Source organism: Hymenobacter edaphi, from assembly GCF_003258365.1.
Classification (GTDB): domain Bacteria; phylum Bacteroidota; class Bacteroidia; order Cytophagales; family Hymenobacteraceae; genus Solirubrum; species Solirubrum edaphi.
Window position 1 is genome coordinate 35,458 of record NZ_QHKM01000006.1, and the last position, 14,400, is coordinate 49,857.

General features: G+C 63.7%; 15 protein-coding genes. 7 read left to right on the forward strand and 8 right to left on the reverse strand.

All coding sequences use genetic code 11. The features are described 5' to 3' along the window. Positions 1 to 57 precede the first annotated feature (57 nt). Complete coding sequence (locus DLM85_RS17660) at positions 58 to 621, reverse strand: hypothetical protein (RefSeq protein ID WP_111479452.1); 564 nt, start codon at positions 619 to 621, stop codon at positions 58 to 60. Between the two features lie 99 nt (positions 622 to 720). On the opposite strand from DLM85_RS17660, the gene lptB reads away from it, so the two are divergent. The 4 genes from lptB to DLM85_RS25135 all read left to right on the forward strand — a co-directional run bounded on the left by lptB (position 721) and on the right by DLM85_RS25135 (position 4,181). Then, positions 721 to 1,452, forward strand: coding sequence for an LPS export ABC transporter ATP-binding protein (lptB, locus tag DLM85_RS17665; RefSeq protein WP_111479454.1), 732 nt, complete (start codon positions 721 to 723; stop codon positions 1,450 to 1,452). Between the two features lie 284 nt (positions 1,453 to 1,736). Further along, positions 1,737 to 3,236, forward strand: a complete 1,500-nt coding sequence (locus DLM85_RS17670) for a GH3 auxin-responsive promoter family protein (RefSeq protein WP_111479455.1) — start codon at positions 1,737 to 1,739, stop codon at positions 3,234 to 3,236. A gap of 47 nt (positions 3,237 to 3,283) precedes the next feature. After that, complete coding sequence (locus tag DLM85_RS17675; protein ID WP_111479456.1) at positions 3,284 to 3,730, forward strand: toxin-antitoxin system YwqK family antitoxin; 447 nt, start codon at positions 3,284 to 3,286, stop codon at positions 3,728 to 3,730. Positions 3,731 to 3,956: 226 nt separating this feature from the next. Continuing rightward, complete coding sequence (locus tag DLM85_RS25135; protein ID WP_133257125.1) at positions 3,957 to 4,181, forward strand: hypothetical protein; 225 nt, start codon at positions 3,957 to 3,959, stop codon at positions 4,179 to 4,181. A gap of 62 nt (positions 4,182 to 4,243) precedes the next feature. Here the strand turns inward: DLM85_RS25135 and DLM85_RS17680 are convergent, their stop codons facing one another. From DLM85_RS17680 to DLM85_RS17695, 4 genes are all read right to left on the reverse strand, one after another. Beyond that, on the reverse strand, positions 4,244 to 5,023 hold the full coding sequence (locus tag DLM85_RS17680; protein ID WP_111479458.1) for a TIGR00266 family protein: 780 nt from the start codon (positions 5,021 to 5,023) through the stop codon (positions 4,244 to 4,246). Between the two features lie 118 nt (positions 5,024 to 5,141). Next, the gene (locus DLM85_RS25800; RefSeq protein ID WP_207891054.1) at positions 5,142 to 5,513 is read right to left on the reverse strand and encodes a hypothetical protein; all 372 of its coding nucleotides are present in this window, start codon (positions 5,511 to 5,513) and stop codon (positions 5,142 to 5,144) included. A gap of 234 nt (positions 5,514 to 5,747) precedes the next feature. Continuing rightward, positions 5,748 to 7,304, reverse strand: a complete 1,557-nt coding sequence (gene gltX / locus DLM85_RS17690; RefSeq protein ID WP_111479459.1) for a glutamate--tRNA ligase — start codon at positions 7,302 to 7,304, stop codon at positions 5,748 to 5,750. Between the two features lie 143 nt (positions 7,305 to 7,447). Then, positions 7,448 to 7,834: a RidA family protein gene (locus DLM85_RS17695; protein WP_111479460.1), complete on the reverse strand. Its 387-nt coding sequence runs from the start codon at positions 7,832 to 7,834 to the stop codon at positions 7,448 to 7,450. A 59-nt stretch (positions 7,835 to 7,893) separates the two neighbouring features. On the opposite strand from DLM85_RS17695, the gene DLM85_RS17700 reads away from it, so the two are divergent. After that, positions 7,894 to 8,580, forward strand: coding sequence for a 3-hydroxyacyl-CoA dehydrogenase family protein (locus DLM85_RS17700; RefSeq protein WP_111479461.1), 687 nt, complete (start codon positions 7,894 to 7,896; stop codon positions 8,578 to 8,580). An 86-nt stretch (positions 8,581 to 8,666) separates the two neighbouring features. Here the strand turns inward: DLM85_RS17700 and glmS are convergent, their stop codons facing one another. From glmS to DLM85_RS17715, 3 genes are all read right to left on the reverse strand, one after another. After that, complete coding sequence (gene glmS, locus DLM85_RS17705; protein WP_111479462.1) at positions 8,667 to 10,502, reverse strand: glutamine--fructose-6-phosphate transaminase (isomerizing); 1,836 nt, start codon at positions 10,500 to 10,502, stop codon at positions 8,667 to 8,669. Positions 10,503 to 10,584: 82 nt separating this feature from the next. Beyond that, positions 10,585 to 12,024, reverse strand: coding sequence for a DUF4270 family protein (locus tag DLM85_RS17710; RefSeq protein WP_165822187.1), 1,440 nt, complete (start codon positions 12,022 to 12,024; stop codon positions 10,585 to 10,587). Positions 12,025 to 12,046: 22 nt separating this feature from the next. Further along, the gene (locus tag DLM85_RS17715; protein ID WP_111479465.1) at positions 12,047 to 12,859 is read right to left on the reverse strand and encodes a glycogen/starch synthase; all 813 of its coding nucleotides are present in this window, start codon (positions 12,857 to 12,859) and stop codon (positions 12,047 to 12,049) included. A 116-nt stretch (positions 12,860 to 12,975) separates the two neighbouring features. Here DLM85_RS17715 and panC point away from each other — a divergent pair, with 116 nt between their 5' ends. Both panC and panD read left to right on the forward strand, forming a co-directional pair. Then, on the forward strand, positions 12,976 to 13,824 hold the full coding sequence (panC, locus tag DLM85_RS17720) for a pantoate--beta-alanine ligase (RefSeq protein WP_111479467.1): 849 nt from the start codon (positions 12,976 to 12,978) through the stop codon (positions 13,822 to 13,824). A 153-nt stretch (positions 13,825 to 13,977) separates the two neighbouring features. Then, complete coding sequence (gene panD, locus DLM85_RS17725; RefSeq protein ID WP_111479468.1) at positions 13,978 to 14,325, forward strand: aspartate 1-decarboxylase; 348 nt, start codon at positions 13,978 to 13,980, stop codon at positions 14,323 to 14,325. The last annotated feature ends 75 nt before the right edge of the window (positions 14,326 to 14,400 follow it).

Genomic DNA, 14,400 nt, shown 5'->3' on the forward strand with positions numbered 1-14,400 from the left:
GCGGCGGCCGGCCCCGTGGTGGAGCCGGCCGCCGTGGTCAGCGGGCCGCGCGGAGCCCTAGAGCTTGGTGGGTGCGCTGAGCAGGAACTGCTCCCGGCCCCACTGCACGTAGCCTTCGCTGGTGAGCAGGCCCAGGCGGGCGCGGCCCGTAACCAGGTTGATGCCCGGCACCCGTATCACCCGGTGCAGGCGCACGTAGGTGGTCTGGTGGTTGGTGCGGGTTTCTTCGAGCACCTTCTGCCCGTCGAGGTAGCCCAGGTACCGCTCGCGCACCACGCCGGTGGCCAGGGTGCGCGTGACGTGCTTCCAGGCCCGCTCCCGCTTGGTCGACACGACGCCGGCGTTGAGCGAGTTGGGATTGGTGGATTTCTTCAGGGCGTAGCCGCGCACCACGCGGCGGCGCTTGCCGAGGTAGTGCGCCCTCACGTCGAACCGCGCGGCCTGCTGCTCGATGGTCTGGCGGTAGCTGTTGGCGCGCAGCAGCACCGAGTCGCGGGCCTGGGTGGCGCGGGCGTTGTCGGTAACGAGCTGAGCCTGAGTGAAGCGGGGCAGCAGGCTGAAGGCGGCGGCCGCGACGGTGGTCAGAAAAATACGGCGGGCGGACATAAAAGTGTTGGGCATGTAGTGCAAAAATGGCGTTTAATGCCGTTACAGGCCCATTATTCGTGCCAACTCGCCCGTTTCGGCTGCCGCGGCCGAGAATGTTAACTTTGCCTGCACATGATCCTGCGCGCCGAACACCTCGTCAAGAAATACAAGCAACGCACCGTCGTCAACGACATGAGCCTGCACGTGGAGCAGGGCGAAATCGTGGGCCTGCTCGGGCCCAACGGCGCGGGCAAGACCACTTCGTTCTACATGACGGTGGGCATGGTGAAGCCCAACGAGGGCCGCATCTTTCTGGACGACGAGGACATTACCTCCCTGCCCATCTACCAGCGCGCCCGCCGCGGCATTGGCTACCTGGCCCAGGAAGCCTCGGTGTTTCGCGACCTGACCGTGGAGGAAAACATCCTCTCGGTGCTGGAAATGACCAGCTTGCCCAAGCAAGCCCAGCGCGACAAAGTGGAAGAGTTGCTCAACGAGTTCAGCCTTACCCACGTGCGCAAAAACCTCGGCCGCGTCCTCTCCGGCGGAGAGCGGCGCCGCACCGAAATTGCCCGCGCCCTGGCCGTCGACCCCAAGTTCGTGCTCCTCGACGAGCCCTTCGCCGGCGTCGACCCCATTGCCGTGGAGGAAATCCAGGGCATTGTGGCCAAGCTCAAGCACAAGAACATCGGCATCCTCATCACCGACCACAACGTGAACGAGACGCTCAGCATCGTCGACCGCGCCTACCTGCTCTTCGAGGGCAAGCTGCTCAAGGCCGGCACCGCCGAGGAGCTGGCCGCCGACGAGATGGTGCGCCGCGTGTACCTGGGCAAACACTTCGAGCTCAAGCGTAAAATCTGACCACGGATTCAGGCGGATTTTTCGGATGTCCCGGATTTTAGCTTCGCTGACCTTCGGTTGTGGCCGATTAATCCGGGGCAGTGACTTCGCCGCCGCCAGGCCCAGGCCCCGCCCGAAGGCAGGGCGGGGGAAAGTGGTAATTTGCCCCAAGAGGCCAGACAATAGCCGGCAGTTGATCAGTCCCGTATGGAGGCTGCTGCCTGAGCTGACGGGAATCGTCCGCAAAATCCGTGTAATCCGCAAAATCCGTCGAATCCGTGGTCATTGATACCCTGCTCACCTGGATGGTCAAGCCCCGCCTCGCCCGGCTGGAGCGCATTCGCACCGAGCCCCACGCCGTGCAGGCCGAGCTGCTGCAGGAGCTGCTGCGCACTGCCCGCCACACCGACTGGGGCCGGCAGTATGGCTACGCCGACGGCCTCGCCCCCCGCGAGCTGGCCCAGCGCGTGCCCGTGAGCAGCTACGAGCAACTGTATCCGTGGATTGAGCGCACCCTGCGCGGCGAGGACGACGTACTCTGGCCCGGCCGCGTGCAGTGGTTTGCCAAGAGCAGCGGTACCACCAACGCCCGCAGCAAGTTTATCCCCGTCACGGCCGCCGCGCTGGAAGACTGCCACTACCGCGCCGGCCGCGACATGGTGGCCGTGGCCCAGACGCTCTACCCCGACGCGGGCGTGCTGCGCGGCAAGACCCTGGCCCTCGGCGGCTCGCTCGGCCCCAATACCTTCCGCCCCGACGACCCCGCCTCCCACATCGGCGACGTGTCGGCCATCATCATGCACAACCTGCCGGTCTGGGCCGAGTCGCGGCGCACGCCGCCGCTGGAGCTGGCCCTGCTGGGCGAGTGGGAAGAAAAGCTGGAGCGCATGGCCCGGCACGTGCTCACCGAAAACGTGGCCTGCCTGGCCGGCGTGCCCACCTGGATGATCGTGCTGCTGCGGCGCGTGTCGGAGCTGGCCGGCGGGGCGCCCGTTACGGAGGTGTGGCCCAATCTGCGCCTGTTTATGCACGGCGCGGTGGCCTTCGGGCCCTACCGCGAACTGTTTCGCCAGCTCATCCCCGACGAGCGGATGCGCTACCTCGAAATCTACAACGCCTCCGAGGGCTACCTCGCCTTTCAGGACGAGCCCGACTCCCAGGACCTGCTGCTGCTGCTCGACCACGGCGTGTACTACGAGTTCATGCCCGTGGAGGAAATCGGGCGGGAGCACCCGCGCACGCTCACCCTGGAAGAGGTAGAAGTGGGGCCCATCTACGCCCTGGTCATCAGCACCAACGCCGGCCTCTGGCGCTACCAGATTGGCGATACGGTGCGCTTCACTTCGCTGGCGCCCTACCGCATCCGCATTGCGGGCCGCACCAAGCACTTCCTGAATGCCTTCGGCGAAGAAGTGGTGGTGGAAAACGCCGAAGCCGCCGTGGCCGCCGCCTGCGCCGCCACCGGCGCCCTGGTGCGCGACTACACTGCCGCGCCGGTGTACTTCGGCACCGGCGCCCACTCCCGCGGCGGGCACCAATGGCTGATCGAGTTTGCGCAGCCGCCCCGCGACGAAGCCCACTTCGGGCAGGTGCTCGACGCCACGCTGCGCCAGCTCAACTCCGACTACGACGCCAAGCGCTACCGCGACCTGGCCCTGCAGCCCCCGGTGCTGACGGTGGCCCCGGCCGGCACCTTTGAGCGGTGGCTGGCCCGGCGTGGCAAGCTGGGCGGGCAGCATAAGGTGCCCCGCCTGAGCAATTCCCGCGAACTGCTGGACGAGCTGCTGCGCGAAGCCGCCGAATAATCAACTAAATCTTTAGTTTAAGGGCTGAAATCTTATTTCCGCCCGCCATGCGCCCGCATTTCCTGGTCCTGAGTGCCCTGCTGCTGACGACCGCCTGCTCCCGCGGGCACCTGCCCGTGGGGTTTTGGTCGCGCAACCAGGCCCGGGCCGATGGCTCCCGCCAGGGCCCTTGGCGCACTTACTACGACGCGGCCGATACCCGCCTGGCCACCCGCGGCCACTACCGCCGCGACAAGCCCCGCGGCCACTGGCAGTACTACCGCCCCGACGGCACCCTTGAGCACGCCGAGCAGTACCGCCGCCGCCGCATCGACATCCGCTATTACCACCCCAGCGGCCAGCTCAGCCGCCGCGGCCAGGCCCGGGTGGTGGTCGAGCCCGACACGGTACGCTTCTACTGGTACGGCCTCTGGCAGCTCTACGACAGCACGGGCCGCGAGACGGGCTGGGAGCTTTACGACAAAGGCTGGCGGGCTGCCCGCGGCCCGAAATAGGGCTGGCCGGACGCCTACCAAGGCCCGCCGCAGCCCCCGCCGGCTGCCGGCACCGGATTAGGATGATTTAATGCGAAATGGTACTTATTGGATGAAAAATATATATTAAACTAATTTTTTAGTCAAAAAATCCAGAATTGGGAGTAAAAATCGTTACACGTCATTGGATAAATCATGGTAAAATTTATATATTAGTGCATCCCTTCATTCAACCCGCCCGTTCGCTTTGCCCACTCTTACTGTCTCTGAAGCTGCCACCAAACCGTACGTTTCGCGTCGGAAGCGGCAACGCCGTCGTCAGGGCGTGAAAGATTTGCTCAGCACTCGTTCGGTACTCGGCCTGCTTGGGCTGTTGGTGCTGGCGCTGCTGATCAGTCTTGGTATCATCGCCACGCAAATGGATTCCTCCCAGCCCGAGGAGGGAGCCGCTATAGCGGCCGACGCACTCTAACCTTCTTTCCACCACTGCATGCCGGCGGCTCCTTAGCAGGAGTCGCCGGCGCTTTTTGCGGGTTATTCGTCGAAGATGCGGCCGAGGCCGCCCAGCACGGTGCCGCTTTCCTTCTGGGCGTTGGCCCCGTTGGGCATCAGGGCCTGAATCAGCTTTTTCACCGGCATCGACTGCAGCCACACGCGGCCGGTGCCGCGCAGGGTGGCCAGCATCAGCCCCTCGCCGCCGAAAATCATCGACTTGAGGTTGCCGGCGCGGGCAATGCTGAAGTCAATACCGGGCTCGAAAGCCACCACGCAGCCCGTGTCGACGCGCAGCACCTCGTTGTTGAGGCGCCGCTCGATGACGGTGCCGCCGGCGTGAATAAACGCCTTGCCGTCGCCGGTGAGCTTCTGCAGAATGAAGCCTTCGCCCCCGAAGAAGCCCGAACCGATGCGCTGGTTGAAGTGGATGGAGAGCTTGGTGCCGCGCGCGGCGGCCAGAAAGCCGTCCTTCTGCACGATTACGCCCTGGGGCAGGGTGCGCAGGTCCAAGGGCATGATGGTGCCGGGGTAGGGCGCCGAGAAGCCCACGTGGGCCTTGCCGTGGCTGCCGGCGTGGCTGAAGTGCGTCATAAACAGGGACTCGCCGGTAATCATGCGGGTGCCGGCCTGCAGCAGCTTGCCGAAAAAGCCCTGATCGGGCTCCGAGCCGTCGCCCATGCGGGTGTCCCAGGCAATGGCTTCTTCCATGTAGACCATGGTGCCGGCCTCGGCAATAACGGATTCGCCGGGGTCCAGCTCAATTTCCAGGACCTGGATATCGTGGCCTAAAATGCGGTAGTCGACGTCGTGGGAGTTCATGCGAAGTGGGAGATGAAAGACGCCGGCAAGTATAGTGAAGTCGGTAGTAAAAACGCCGCCGGCCGGGCTTCCCGCAGTGGAAAACCCGGCCGGCGGTGCTGGTATAGCCGCGGGCGCGTTATTCGTCGGTGTCGGGCGCCAGCGGCTCCTCGTCGGCTTTCTTGGGCTTCTTGGCCTCGCGCGAGCTACGCCGCATGAAGTCCTCGTCGGACTCCTCGGGCTCTTCGACGCGGCCGTCTTCCAGCGGGAAGTCTTCGTCGTTTTCGATGACGTCGTCCTCGGCGGTTTTCTCGCCAAACTGCCCGTCGCGGTTCACCAGCTTCTTGTCGCGCACGTGGCGGTTCAGAAACTCGTTGATCTGCTCGATGCTGTAGGTGGAGGTGATTTCGCCCAGCGGGTTCACCTTGATTTCAAAGCCTTCCAGCTCTTTATGAACCCGGGGCTTTTTCTCGGGGTCCTGCTGCTTCTTTTTGACGGGTTTCTTGGCCATGATGCGTCGTGGCTAAAGGGTGGGGCCGCGGAGCCGGCCAGCCGGGCCCACAAGGCCCGCTGACGCGCCGCACAGCTACCCAACTACGCAAGCACTCGGGCTACGGATGCATCGGGGCGCGGCCGGGGTGGGCTGGCCGCTCAGCACCGGCCCGGCCCGTCGGTTCGGGAGCACACAAAACCGCCCGGCCGAAAACGGCCGGGCGGTTGAAATCCGAAGCGTGGCGCGCCTGCTTTAGCCGGCGTGGGCGGCCAGCGCAGCCACGGCCGCCTGCAGGCGCTCCGCCGTTTCCTGCGGGCCCAGAATGCTCATAATGTGCATCAGGTCGGGGCCGGCGCCGGCGCCCGTGACGGCCACGCGCAGGGCCTGCAGCACCTGGCCCAGCTTCATGCCCTGGCCTTCGACCACCTGCGTGAGCAGGGCCTTAATGCCGTCGGGCGTGGTGTCCTGAGCAGTGGGCAGGGCTTCGGCAAAGGCCGTGAGGGCCGTGGCCACCTGGGCGTTCCACTTCTTGCTGATGATCTGCTCGTCGTAGCTGGCGGGGCGGTGGAAGAACAGCTGGGCTTCGCGGGCCAGATCGGCCGGGAAGGTGGCGCGCTCCTTCACCAGGCCGGCAATCTGCTCCAGCCGCTCGGTGCTCAGGTCCACGCCGATGCCCTGCTCGTTCAGTTCCGTCAGCAGGTACTGGGCCAGCTCCGCGTCGGGCTTGGCGCGCAGGTACTGCTCGTTGTACCAGCGCACCTTGTTCTGGTCGAAGCGGGCCGGCGACTTGCTCACGCGCTCAATCGAGAAGGCCTCGATCAACTCCTCCATCGAGAAGATTTCCTGCGTGGTGCCGGGGTTCCAGCCCAGGAAGGCGAGGAAGTTGATAAAGGCCTCGGGCAGGTAGCCCGACTCGCGGTAGCCGCTGCTCACGGTCGGCTCGCCGGTTTCGGCGTCCTTGCCGTGGAATTCCAGCGGGAATACCGGGAAGCCCAGCTTGTCGCCGTCGCGCTTCGAGAGCTTGCCGGTGCCGTCGGGCTTCAGGAGCAGGGGCAGGTGGGCAAACTGCGGCATGGTGCTTTCCCAGCCCAGGTAGCGGTACAGCAGCACGTGCAGCGGGGCCGAAGGCAGCCACTCCTCGCCGCGAATCACGTGGGTAATTTCCATCAGGTGGTCGTCCACGATGTTGGCCAGGTGATAGGTCGGCATACCGTCCGACTTCATCAGCACCTTGTCATCGATGGAGGACGAGTGCACCACCACCCAGCCGCGGATCAGGTCGTTGAAGCGCACCTCTTCCTTGCGCGGCACCTTGAGGCGGATGACGTAGGGCGCGCCGGCGTCGAGCAGCTGCTTTACCTCTTCCTCGGGCAGCGTCAGCGAGTTGCGCATCTGGGCGCGGGTGATGCTGTTGTACTGCGGGTTGGGCACCTTGGCGGCCGTCAGGCGGGCGCGCATGGCGTCCAGCTCCTCGGGCGTATCGAAGGCGTAGTAGGCGTAGCCGTCCTTGATCAGCTGGTCGGCATACTGGCGGTACATGGGTTTCCGCTCGCTCTGGCGGTAGGGCGCGTGGGGGCCGCCCTGCTCGATGCCCTCGTCAATCTCGATGCCGCACCAGCGCAGGGAGTCCATGATGTACTGCTCGGCGCCGGGCACGAAGCGGTTCTGGTCGGTGTCCTCGATGCGCAGCAGCATCTTGCCGCCCAGCTTGCGGGCCAGCAGGTAGTTGTAGAGCGCAGTGCGCACGCCGCCGATGTGCAGCGGCCCGGTCGGACTGGGCGCAAAACGCACCCGAACTTCTCTTTCCATACGAAACGACAATTTCGGCCCCCGGCTAACTGCCCGGGCCCAAACGCGCCGCAAAGGTACGGAAAGGTGAGATGGTGAGGTGGTGAAATGGTGAGTTTTGATGTTCAGGCTACTAGAACTTCACTCACCACCTCACCATTTCACTATTTCACCGCAATGCAGGAAATTTCGACCAGCACGTCCTTGGGCAGGCGGCTGACTTCCACCGTTTCGCGGGCGGGGTAGGGGCCCGGGCCGAAGTAGGAGCCGTAGATTTCGTTGATGACGCCGAAGTGCCCGAGGTCTTTCACGAAGATGCTGCACTTCACCACGTCCTGCAGGGTGTAGCCGCCGGCGGCCAGCACGGCCTGCACGTTGCGCATCACCTGGTGCGTCTGGGCCTGCACGTCGCCCTCGCCGATGAGCTGCCCGCCCGAGGCGTCCAGCGCAATCTGGCCCGAGACGTAGATGGTGTTGCCGGCCTGCACGGCCTGGCTGTAGGGCCCGATGGGCGCGGGGGCCTCGGGCGAGTTGATGATGACGTTTGCCATGGGGAAAGGAAAGAGCGGGCCGCGAAGCCCTAATTTGCGGGCCGAACTTAGCCAAAACCATGCACCTGCTCATCCTCGACGGCGCCCACCTCGAAGCCGAATTCCGCCGCAAGTTCGGCCTCGCGCACCAGTACTCCTTCGTGCCCGCCACCGCCGGCCGCCTCGTCGACGAAATCGAGGAGGCCATGCCCCTGCTCGACGACGCGCTGCCCACCGCCGACGTGGTCTTTGATTTTGGCAACTACGGCCCGCTCTACGAGGAAAAAGAGGGCATCGTCGCCTTCGTGGAAGCCGCCACCGAGTCCCTCGCCGGCCGCTTCGGCAGCGCTGCGCCATCCTACCTGGTGTTCGGCTTCTGCGGGCTGCCCACCCTGCTCGACCGGCCTCTGCTCGAAGTCAGTCTCTACCACGACTCCGACTCCGACCAGCTGGCCGATATCTGCGCCCGCCTCGACACGGCCCATTGCCTGGTGGCCGACCGCGTGGGCCTGTTCACGCCCCGGCTGCTGGCCCTGAGCGTCAACGAGGCCTGCTTTGCCCTGCAGGAGGGCGTGGCCAGCCCACCGGCGGCCGGGCAGGCCCTGCAGGCGGTTTTCGCCAACCTATTCGTTCAGGCCAATGCCGTCGGCATTGGGCGCATTCACGAGGTGCTCAGCACGCTCTGGGACGATACCCACGACCCGCGCTACCAGGTGTGCCCGCTGCTCAAGCGCATGGCCCTGCGCGGTGAATCGTTCGAGGTATAGCACTGCGGCTCCGACTGCAGCAAGCACAAAAAAGCCGCTCCGAGTTATCGAAGCGGCTTTCTTTATGGTCAGAGGCCAGCCGAAGCTTATTCCACCGTTACCGATTTGGCCAGGTTGCGGGGCTGGTCCACGTTGCAGCCGCGCAGCACCGCAATGTGGTACGAGAGCAGCTGCAGCGGAATCACCGACACCAGCGGCGTCAGCGCCTCCGAGGTGTAGGGCACTTCCACCACGAACTCGGCCATCGACGGGATGGTCGTGTCGCCTTCGCTCACCACGGCGATAATGCGGCCTTTGCGGGCCTTCACCTCCTGGATGTTCGACACGATTTTCTCGTACGAGCTGTCGCGCGTGGCAATAACAACCACCGGCATGTTCTCGTCGATCAGGGCGATGGGGCCGTGCTTCATTTCGGCCGCGGGGTAGCCCTCGGCGTGGATGTAGCTGATTTCCTTGAGCTTCAGGGCGCCTTCCAGCGCCACCGGGAAGTTGTAGCCGCGGCCCAGGTATAGGAAGTTGGTGGCGTCCTTGAAGATTTCGGCAATCTGCTGAATCTCGGTGTCCAGCTCCAGCGCCTTTTCCACTTTCTGCGGAATGGTGTGCAGCTCCATCATCAGCTCGCGCAGCTTCTGGTCGGACAGCGTGCCGCGGCGGTGGCCCACAATCATGGCCAGCAGCGTGAGCACCGTCACCTGGGCCGTGAAGGCCTTGGTCGAAGCCACCCCGATTTCCGGGCCGGCGTGGGTGTAGGCACCCGCATCAGTAGCGCGGGCAATGCTCGAACCCACCACGTTGCAGATGCCGAAGATGGTGGCACCCTTGCTCTTGGCCAGCTCGATGGCGGCCAGCGTGTCGGCCGTTTCCCCCGACTGCGAAATGGCAATAACGATGTCGCGCTCCGACAGCACCGGGTTGCGGTAGCGGAACTCCGAGGCGTACTCCACTTCTACCGGAATGCGCGCCAGGTCTTCCAGCAGGTACTCGGCCACCAGGCCGGCGTGCCAGCTGGTACCGCAGGCCACCACGATGATGCGCTGCGCGTTCAGGAACTTCTGCTCGAAGGCCCGCACGCCGCCCATGTTCAGGTGCGAAGCTTCCAGCTCCAGGCGGCCGCGCATCGAATCCAGAATCGACTTCGGCTGCTCGAAGATTTCCTTCAGCATGAAGTGCTCGTAGCCGCCCTTTTCGATGCTGTCGAGCTCCAGCTCCAGCTTCTGAATGTAGGGCGTCTGCTGCACGTCTTCCTTGGTGCGGATGTCGAGCTTCCCGTCGCGGATAACGGCAATTTCGTAGTCATTCACGTACACCACCTCGTTGGTGTACTCGATGATGGGCGTCGCGTCGGAAGCCAGGAAAAACTCGTCCTGCCCCACGCCAATAACCAGCGGCGAGCCTTTGCGGGCCGCAATCAGCTGGTTCGGCGAATCTTTGCTGATAACCACGATGGCGTAGGCGCCCACCACTTCGTGCAGGGCCAGGCGTACGGCTTCTTCCAGCGAGCAGGCATTCTGCTTCTGAATTTCCTCGATCAGGTTGACGAAGACCTCCGTGTCGGTATCGGAATGAAACTCGTGGCCCTGCTGCTGCAGGTGCTTCTTCAGCGCCGCGTAGTTTTCGATGATGCCGTTGTGAATGATGGCAATGCGCTCCGACGTGGAGTAGTGCGGGTGGGCGTTGACGTCGTTCGGCTCGCCGTGGGTGGCCCAGCGGGTGTGGCCCATGCCCACGTGTGCGTGCACGTTCTTGTCGGCAATAAACGCTTCCAGCTCGGCTACCTTGCCTTTCTTCTTGAAGACGTTCAGCTCACCGTTGAGCAGGGCAATGCCCGCCGAATCGTACCCGCGGTACTCCAGACGGTGCAGGCCTTTCAGAATGATGGGACAAGCCTCACGGTGTCCGATGTAAGCTACTATTCCGCACATACGGGGTCTGGGAAAGTAAAAAGTCAGGGAAAATGGAAAGGCCGGCCCGAGGCAAACCTCGGGCCAGACTGCAAAAGTAAGACTAGCGCGCCTTTGTCTTGGAGTAGTATACGCGCAGCTTAATATTCGGGGCATCAATCACCGCCCGGTCCAGCGACAGCTCGCCCCCGGCCCGCCGCCGCGTGGGCGAGAGCAAAAACGCTGAGGGCGAGGGCTCGGGCAGCTGGTTTTTGGCGTAGGCTTGCACGTAGCCCGTCAGCAGGGTGCTGTAATACCTGGTCGTTGCGTTGGCTTCGGTCAGCTGCAGCGCCAGCGGCCGGCCGGCCGTGGGTGCCAGGAAGCCTTCCTGCTGCACCAGCCGCTCCAGTTGGTTTACCCCGTTCTGGAAGAGCAGGATGCGGTTGTTGACGTTGTTGGCTTCGTAAATGAACAGCTGCGAAGGCGCCACAAACTGCGCCGTGCTGTACGGCTTCACCGGAATGATCAGCTCCGCCCGGTTGATAATCAGGTTGCTCTGCGCCTGCCGCTGCCGCAGCACGTCCAGGCCCGGAATGACCAGCTTGGTAACCAGGCCGGTGCCGTCCTGCGAATAGACCGTCTCGTCGGAGGCCGACGACGGGACCGAGGCCTGCCCGTTGTTCTGCAGTACGTTGAAGGGCGAGCCGGGCGTGTTCAGCGTGTAGCTGATGTTGGTGAAATAGCGCGGGGCCGAGGCCACCTGGTTCGGGTCGCCGTACAGAATGCGGTACACCTTGCGCTTGCGGTTGCGCACGCTCTGGTTCGTGCCGTAGGGCAGGTGGTAGTACACGTACACCGCCGACAGCAGCGAGCGGTTGAAGGCCACGGCCGTGCCCTGCGTGGTGGCCACGAGGCCCATGCCCTTCCACACCGTCCGCAGGTCCGCATCCGAGAGCCGCACCGTCGTGGTCGAGAGCATTTTGGCGAACAGCTGGCGGGCAAACGCCGTCTGGTTCAGCGTGTCGGTCGACAGCGGAATCCGCAGCGGGCGCACCGTCACGCTGTCCAGCGAGTTGATCCGGTCCCGGATGGGGCTGTTCAGCTTCACCGGCTTATCGAGAACAATCGGCGTGCTCAACCCAACCACGCTGGTGGAGTTGTAGGTCGTGAAGTCGTCCAGCGGCTGCTGCAGGTCGTACACGCTCAGGCGCAGCGGCGCGGTGGCGCTGCCGTACACACGGTCGAAATTGGCCAGCACCACCACCGAATCCAGCTTCGGGTTCTGCGTGGCGTACTGCGAGGGCAGCGAGTCGCTGGAGGCGGCTACCTCCAGAAAGGCCCGGGCCTGCAACAGGCCGCCGGTGTTGCCGTCGGGCAGCTGGCCCACCAGGAAGTGGTCCTTCTGCGTGGTGGCCAGCGAATCCTGCCGGATGGTGGACGCCGTAACCGGAAATTCCTCGAAGGCGGTGTCGATGGGCGTGGTGCCCGGCAAATCGACGCCCAACTCGTTGGTGTCCTCGCACGAAGCGAGCGAAAACAATGCGGACGTCAACAGCAGGGCCATCGACGTCCGAACGGGAAACAGCCTAGTTGGCCAATTCATTATACAGCGCGTAGTAAGAGCTCAGCAGGTTCTCATCGTCAGCCACTTGGCCGAGATTGTGGCGGGTGGCGTACTCCTGAAACAGGGCATTCAGGTTGTCGCTGAAGTCCTCGTCGGAACGCACCACGGCATCGGCGTACTCCATGCCAATCTTCACGAAGCCGGCAAAGTCAGCCGATTCCAGGGCGGCCAGCATCGAGTCGTCGATGTCGAGCATCTTCGCCTTTTCGATGATGTTGCCCTCGAATTTGTGGTCAAACTCGTTGTTGTAGACCGTGAAAATCGACTTGGCGTCCTTGAAAATCGGGTCCTTCTTGTAGGTCGTTTTCAGGTACAGGGGCATCAGGCCCGTCATCCAGTCGTTGCAGTGCACGATGTCGGGCGACCAGCCGAGCTTCTTCACCGTTTCGAGCACGCCCTTGCAGAAGAAGATGGCGCGCTCGTCGTTGTCGGCGTGGAACTGGTCGTTCTTGTCGCGCAGCACCGATTTGCGGTGGAAGTAGTCCTCGTTGTCGATGAAGTACACCTGCAGCTTGGCGTTCGGAATCGACGCGACCTTGATAATCAGCGGCTTCTCGTCTTCGCCCACGGCGATGTTGATGCCGGAGAGGCGCACGACTTCGTGCAGGCGGTTCTTCCGTTCGTTGATGATGCCGAAGCGGGGCACGAAAATGCGGATTTCCATCCCCATTTCCTGCATACCTTGGGGCAGGCGCCGCAGGAACTCCGCTACCCGGGTCGTTTGCAGAAACGGATTGATTTCCGTGGCAGCGTAGAGGATTCTCAGCTTCGACATACGGGGGGAATCGAGAGGTTAGAAAGGAGGTACACCATTGGCTGCACAAAATTAAACAATTTTGCCCGATAAATCCATTATACTCGCCCCGGAAGTTCCGGGGGCGTCTCGCTGACATGGAGATACTTGAAACCGCCGCCGCGTTGCAAACCCTCACCGAAACCTGGCGCCGGGAGGGCCGCCGCATCGGCTTTGTGCCCACCATGGGCGCCCTGCACGAGGGGCATTTACAGCTCGTGCGCACCGCTGCGGCCGAAAACGACGTGGTCGTGGTCAGCATCTTCGTCAACCCGACGCAGTTCAACAACGCAGACGACTTCAAATTCTATCCCCGCACCCTCGAATCGGACGCAGCGCTGCTGCAGGGCACCGGCGCCACGGTGATTTTTGCGCCCTCGGTGGAGCAGATGTACCCCCGCCCCAGCGTGGTACGCTTCGATTTCGGGCCGCTGGAGCGGGTGATGGAAGGCGCCAAGCGCCCGGGCCACTTCAACGGGGTGGCCACGGTGGTGAGCAAGCTGTTTCACCTCAGCCGCCCGCACCAGGCCTACTTCGGGCAGAAGGACTGGCAGCAGGTGGCCGTGGTGCAGCAGCTGCTGGCCGATCTGAGCTTCGACCTGAAGCTGGTCAGCTGCCCCACGATTCGCGAAGAGGACGGGCTGGCCATGTCGTCGCGCAACCGGCGCCTGCGCCCGGAAGCCCGCGCCGTGGCTCCGCGCCTGTACGAGGCCCTGCAACTGACGGCCGCCGCCCTGCGCGAAGGCCTCTCGCCGGGCGAGGCCCAGCAACAGGGCGCCGAATGGCTGCAGCAGTTTCCCGACATCGAGCTGGAGTACCTGGAAGTGGCCGACGCGCAAACCCTGCAGCCGGCCTGGGCGGGCCCCTCGGCCGAGCAGCCGCTGGTCATCTGCCTGGCCGCGTGGCTGGGCGGGGTGCGCCTCATCGACAACGTGCTGGTTGAATAAGGGTAAGCGGGTAAGAGGGGGGAGTTTAGGAGGCAAAGGGTGAGTTTATCATCCAACTTCGAAAGGCCGTGCGCCCTCAATAACTCCTAAAACCATACCCTCTTACCCTAACTGTGTATCTTTGCGGCCCAAAATCACCCGCCCGCTTTTGCCATGCACATCGAGGTTCTCAAATCGAAAATTCACCGCGTCAAAGTCACGCAGGCGGAGCTGCACTACGTGGGCAGCATCACCATCGACGAGGACCTGCTCGACGCGGCCAACATGGTGGAAAACGAGAAGGTGACGGTGGTGAACGTCAACAACGGCGAGCGGCTCGAAACCTACACCATCAAGGGCGAGCGGGGCACCGGCATGATCTGCCTGAACGGTCCGGCCGCCCGGCGCGTGGCCGTCGGCGACATTATCATCATCATTTCCTACGGCTTCGTCGACTTTGCCGAGGCCCGGGCGCACCAGCCCACCGTGATATTTCCCGACCAGCACAACCGGCTGGTCTAACGCGTAGATTCCCCAACAAGCCAACGACCCGCGTCGTTGGCTTTCTTATGCAACATCATCGATAGCCGCGCCGCC

Excerpts from the sequence above, each read along its gene's own strand:
- DLM85_RS17660 (WP_111479452.1), bottom strand. The coding sequence starts at position 621 with ATGCCCAACACTTTTATGTCCGCCCGCCGTATTTTTCTGACCACCGTC.
- lptB (WP_111479454.1), top strand. The coding sequence starts at position 721 with ATGATCCTGCGCGCCGAACACCTCGTCAAGAAATACAAGCAACGCACC.
- DLM85_RS17670 (WP_111479455.1), top strand. The coding sequence starts at position 1,737 with ATGGTCAAGCCCCGCCTCGCCCGGCTGGAGCGCATTCGCACCGAGCCC.
- DLM85_RS17675 (WP_111479456.1), top strand. The coding sequence starts at position 3,284 with ATGCGCCCGCATTTCCTGGTCCTGAGTGCCCTGCTGCTGACGACCGCC.
- DLM85_RS17680 (WP_111479458.1), bottom strand. The coding sequence starts at position 5,023 with ATGAACTCCCACGACGTCGACTACCGCATTTTAGGCCACGATATCCAG.
- DLM85_RS25800 (WP_207891054.1), bottom strand. The coding sequence starts at position 5,513 with ATGGCCAAGAAACCCGTCAAAAAGAAGCAGCAGGACCCCGAGAAAAAG.
- gltX (WP_111479459.1), bottom strand. The coding sequence starts at position 7,304 with ATGGAAAGAGAAGTTCGGGTGCGTTTTGCGCCCAGTCCGACCGGGCCG.
- DLM85_RS17695 (WP_111479460.1), bottom strand. The coding sequence starts at position 7,834 with ATGGCAAACGTCATCATCAACTCGCCCGAGGCCCCCGCGCCCATCGGG.
- DLM85_RS17700 (WP_111479461.1), top strand. The coding sequence starts at position 7,894 with ATGCACCTGCTCATCCTCGACGGCGCCCACCTCGAAGCCGAATTCCGC.
- glmS (WP_111479462.1), bottom strand. The coding sequence starts at position 10,502 with ATGTGCGGAATAGTAGCTTACATCGGACACCGTGAGGCTTGTCCCATC.
- DLM85_RS17710 (WP_165822187.1), bottom strand. The coding sequence starts at position 12,024 with ATGGCCCTGCTGTTGACGTCCGCATTGTTTTCGCTCGCTTCGTGCGAG.
- DLM85_RS17715 (WP_111479465.1), bottom strand. The coding sequence starts at position 12,859 with ATGTCGAAGCTGAGAATCCTCTACGCTGCCACGGAAATCAATCCGTTT.
- panC (WP_111479467.1), top strand. The coding sequence starts at position 12,976 with ATGGAGATACTTGAAACCGCCGCCGCGTTGCAAACCCTCACCGAAACC.
- panD (WP_111479468.1), top strand. The coding sequence starts at position 13,978 with ATGCACATCGAGGTTCTCAAATCGAAAATTCACCGCGTCAAAGTCACG.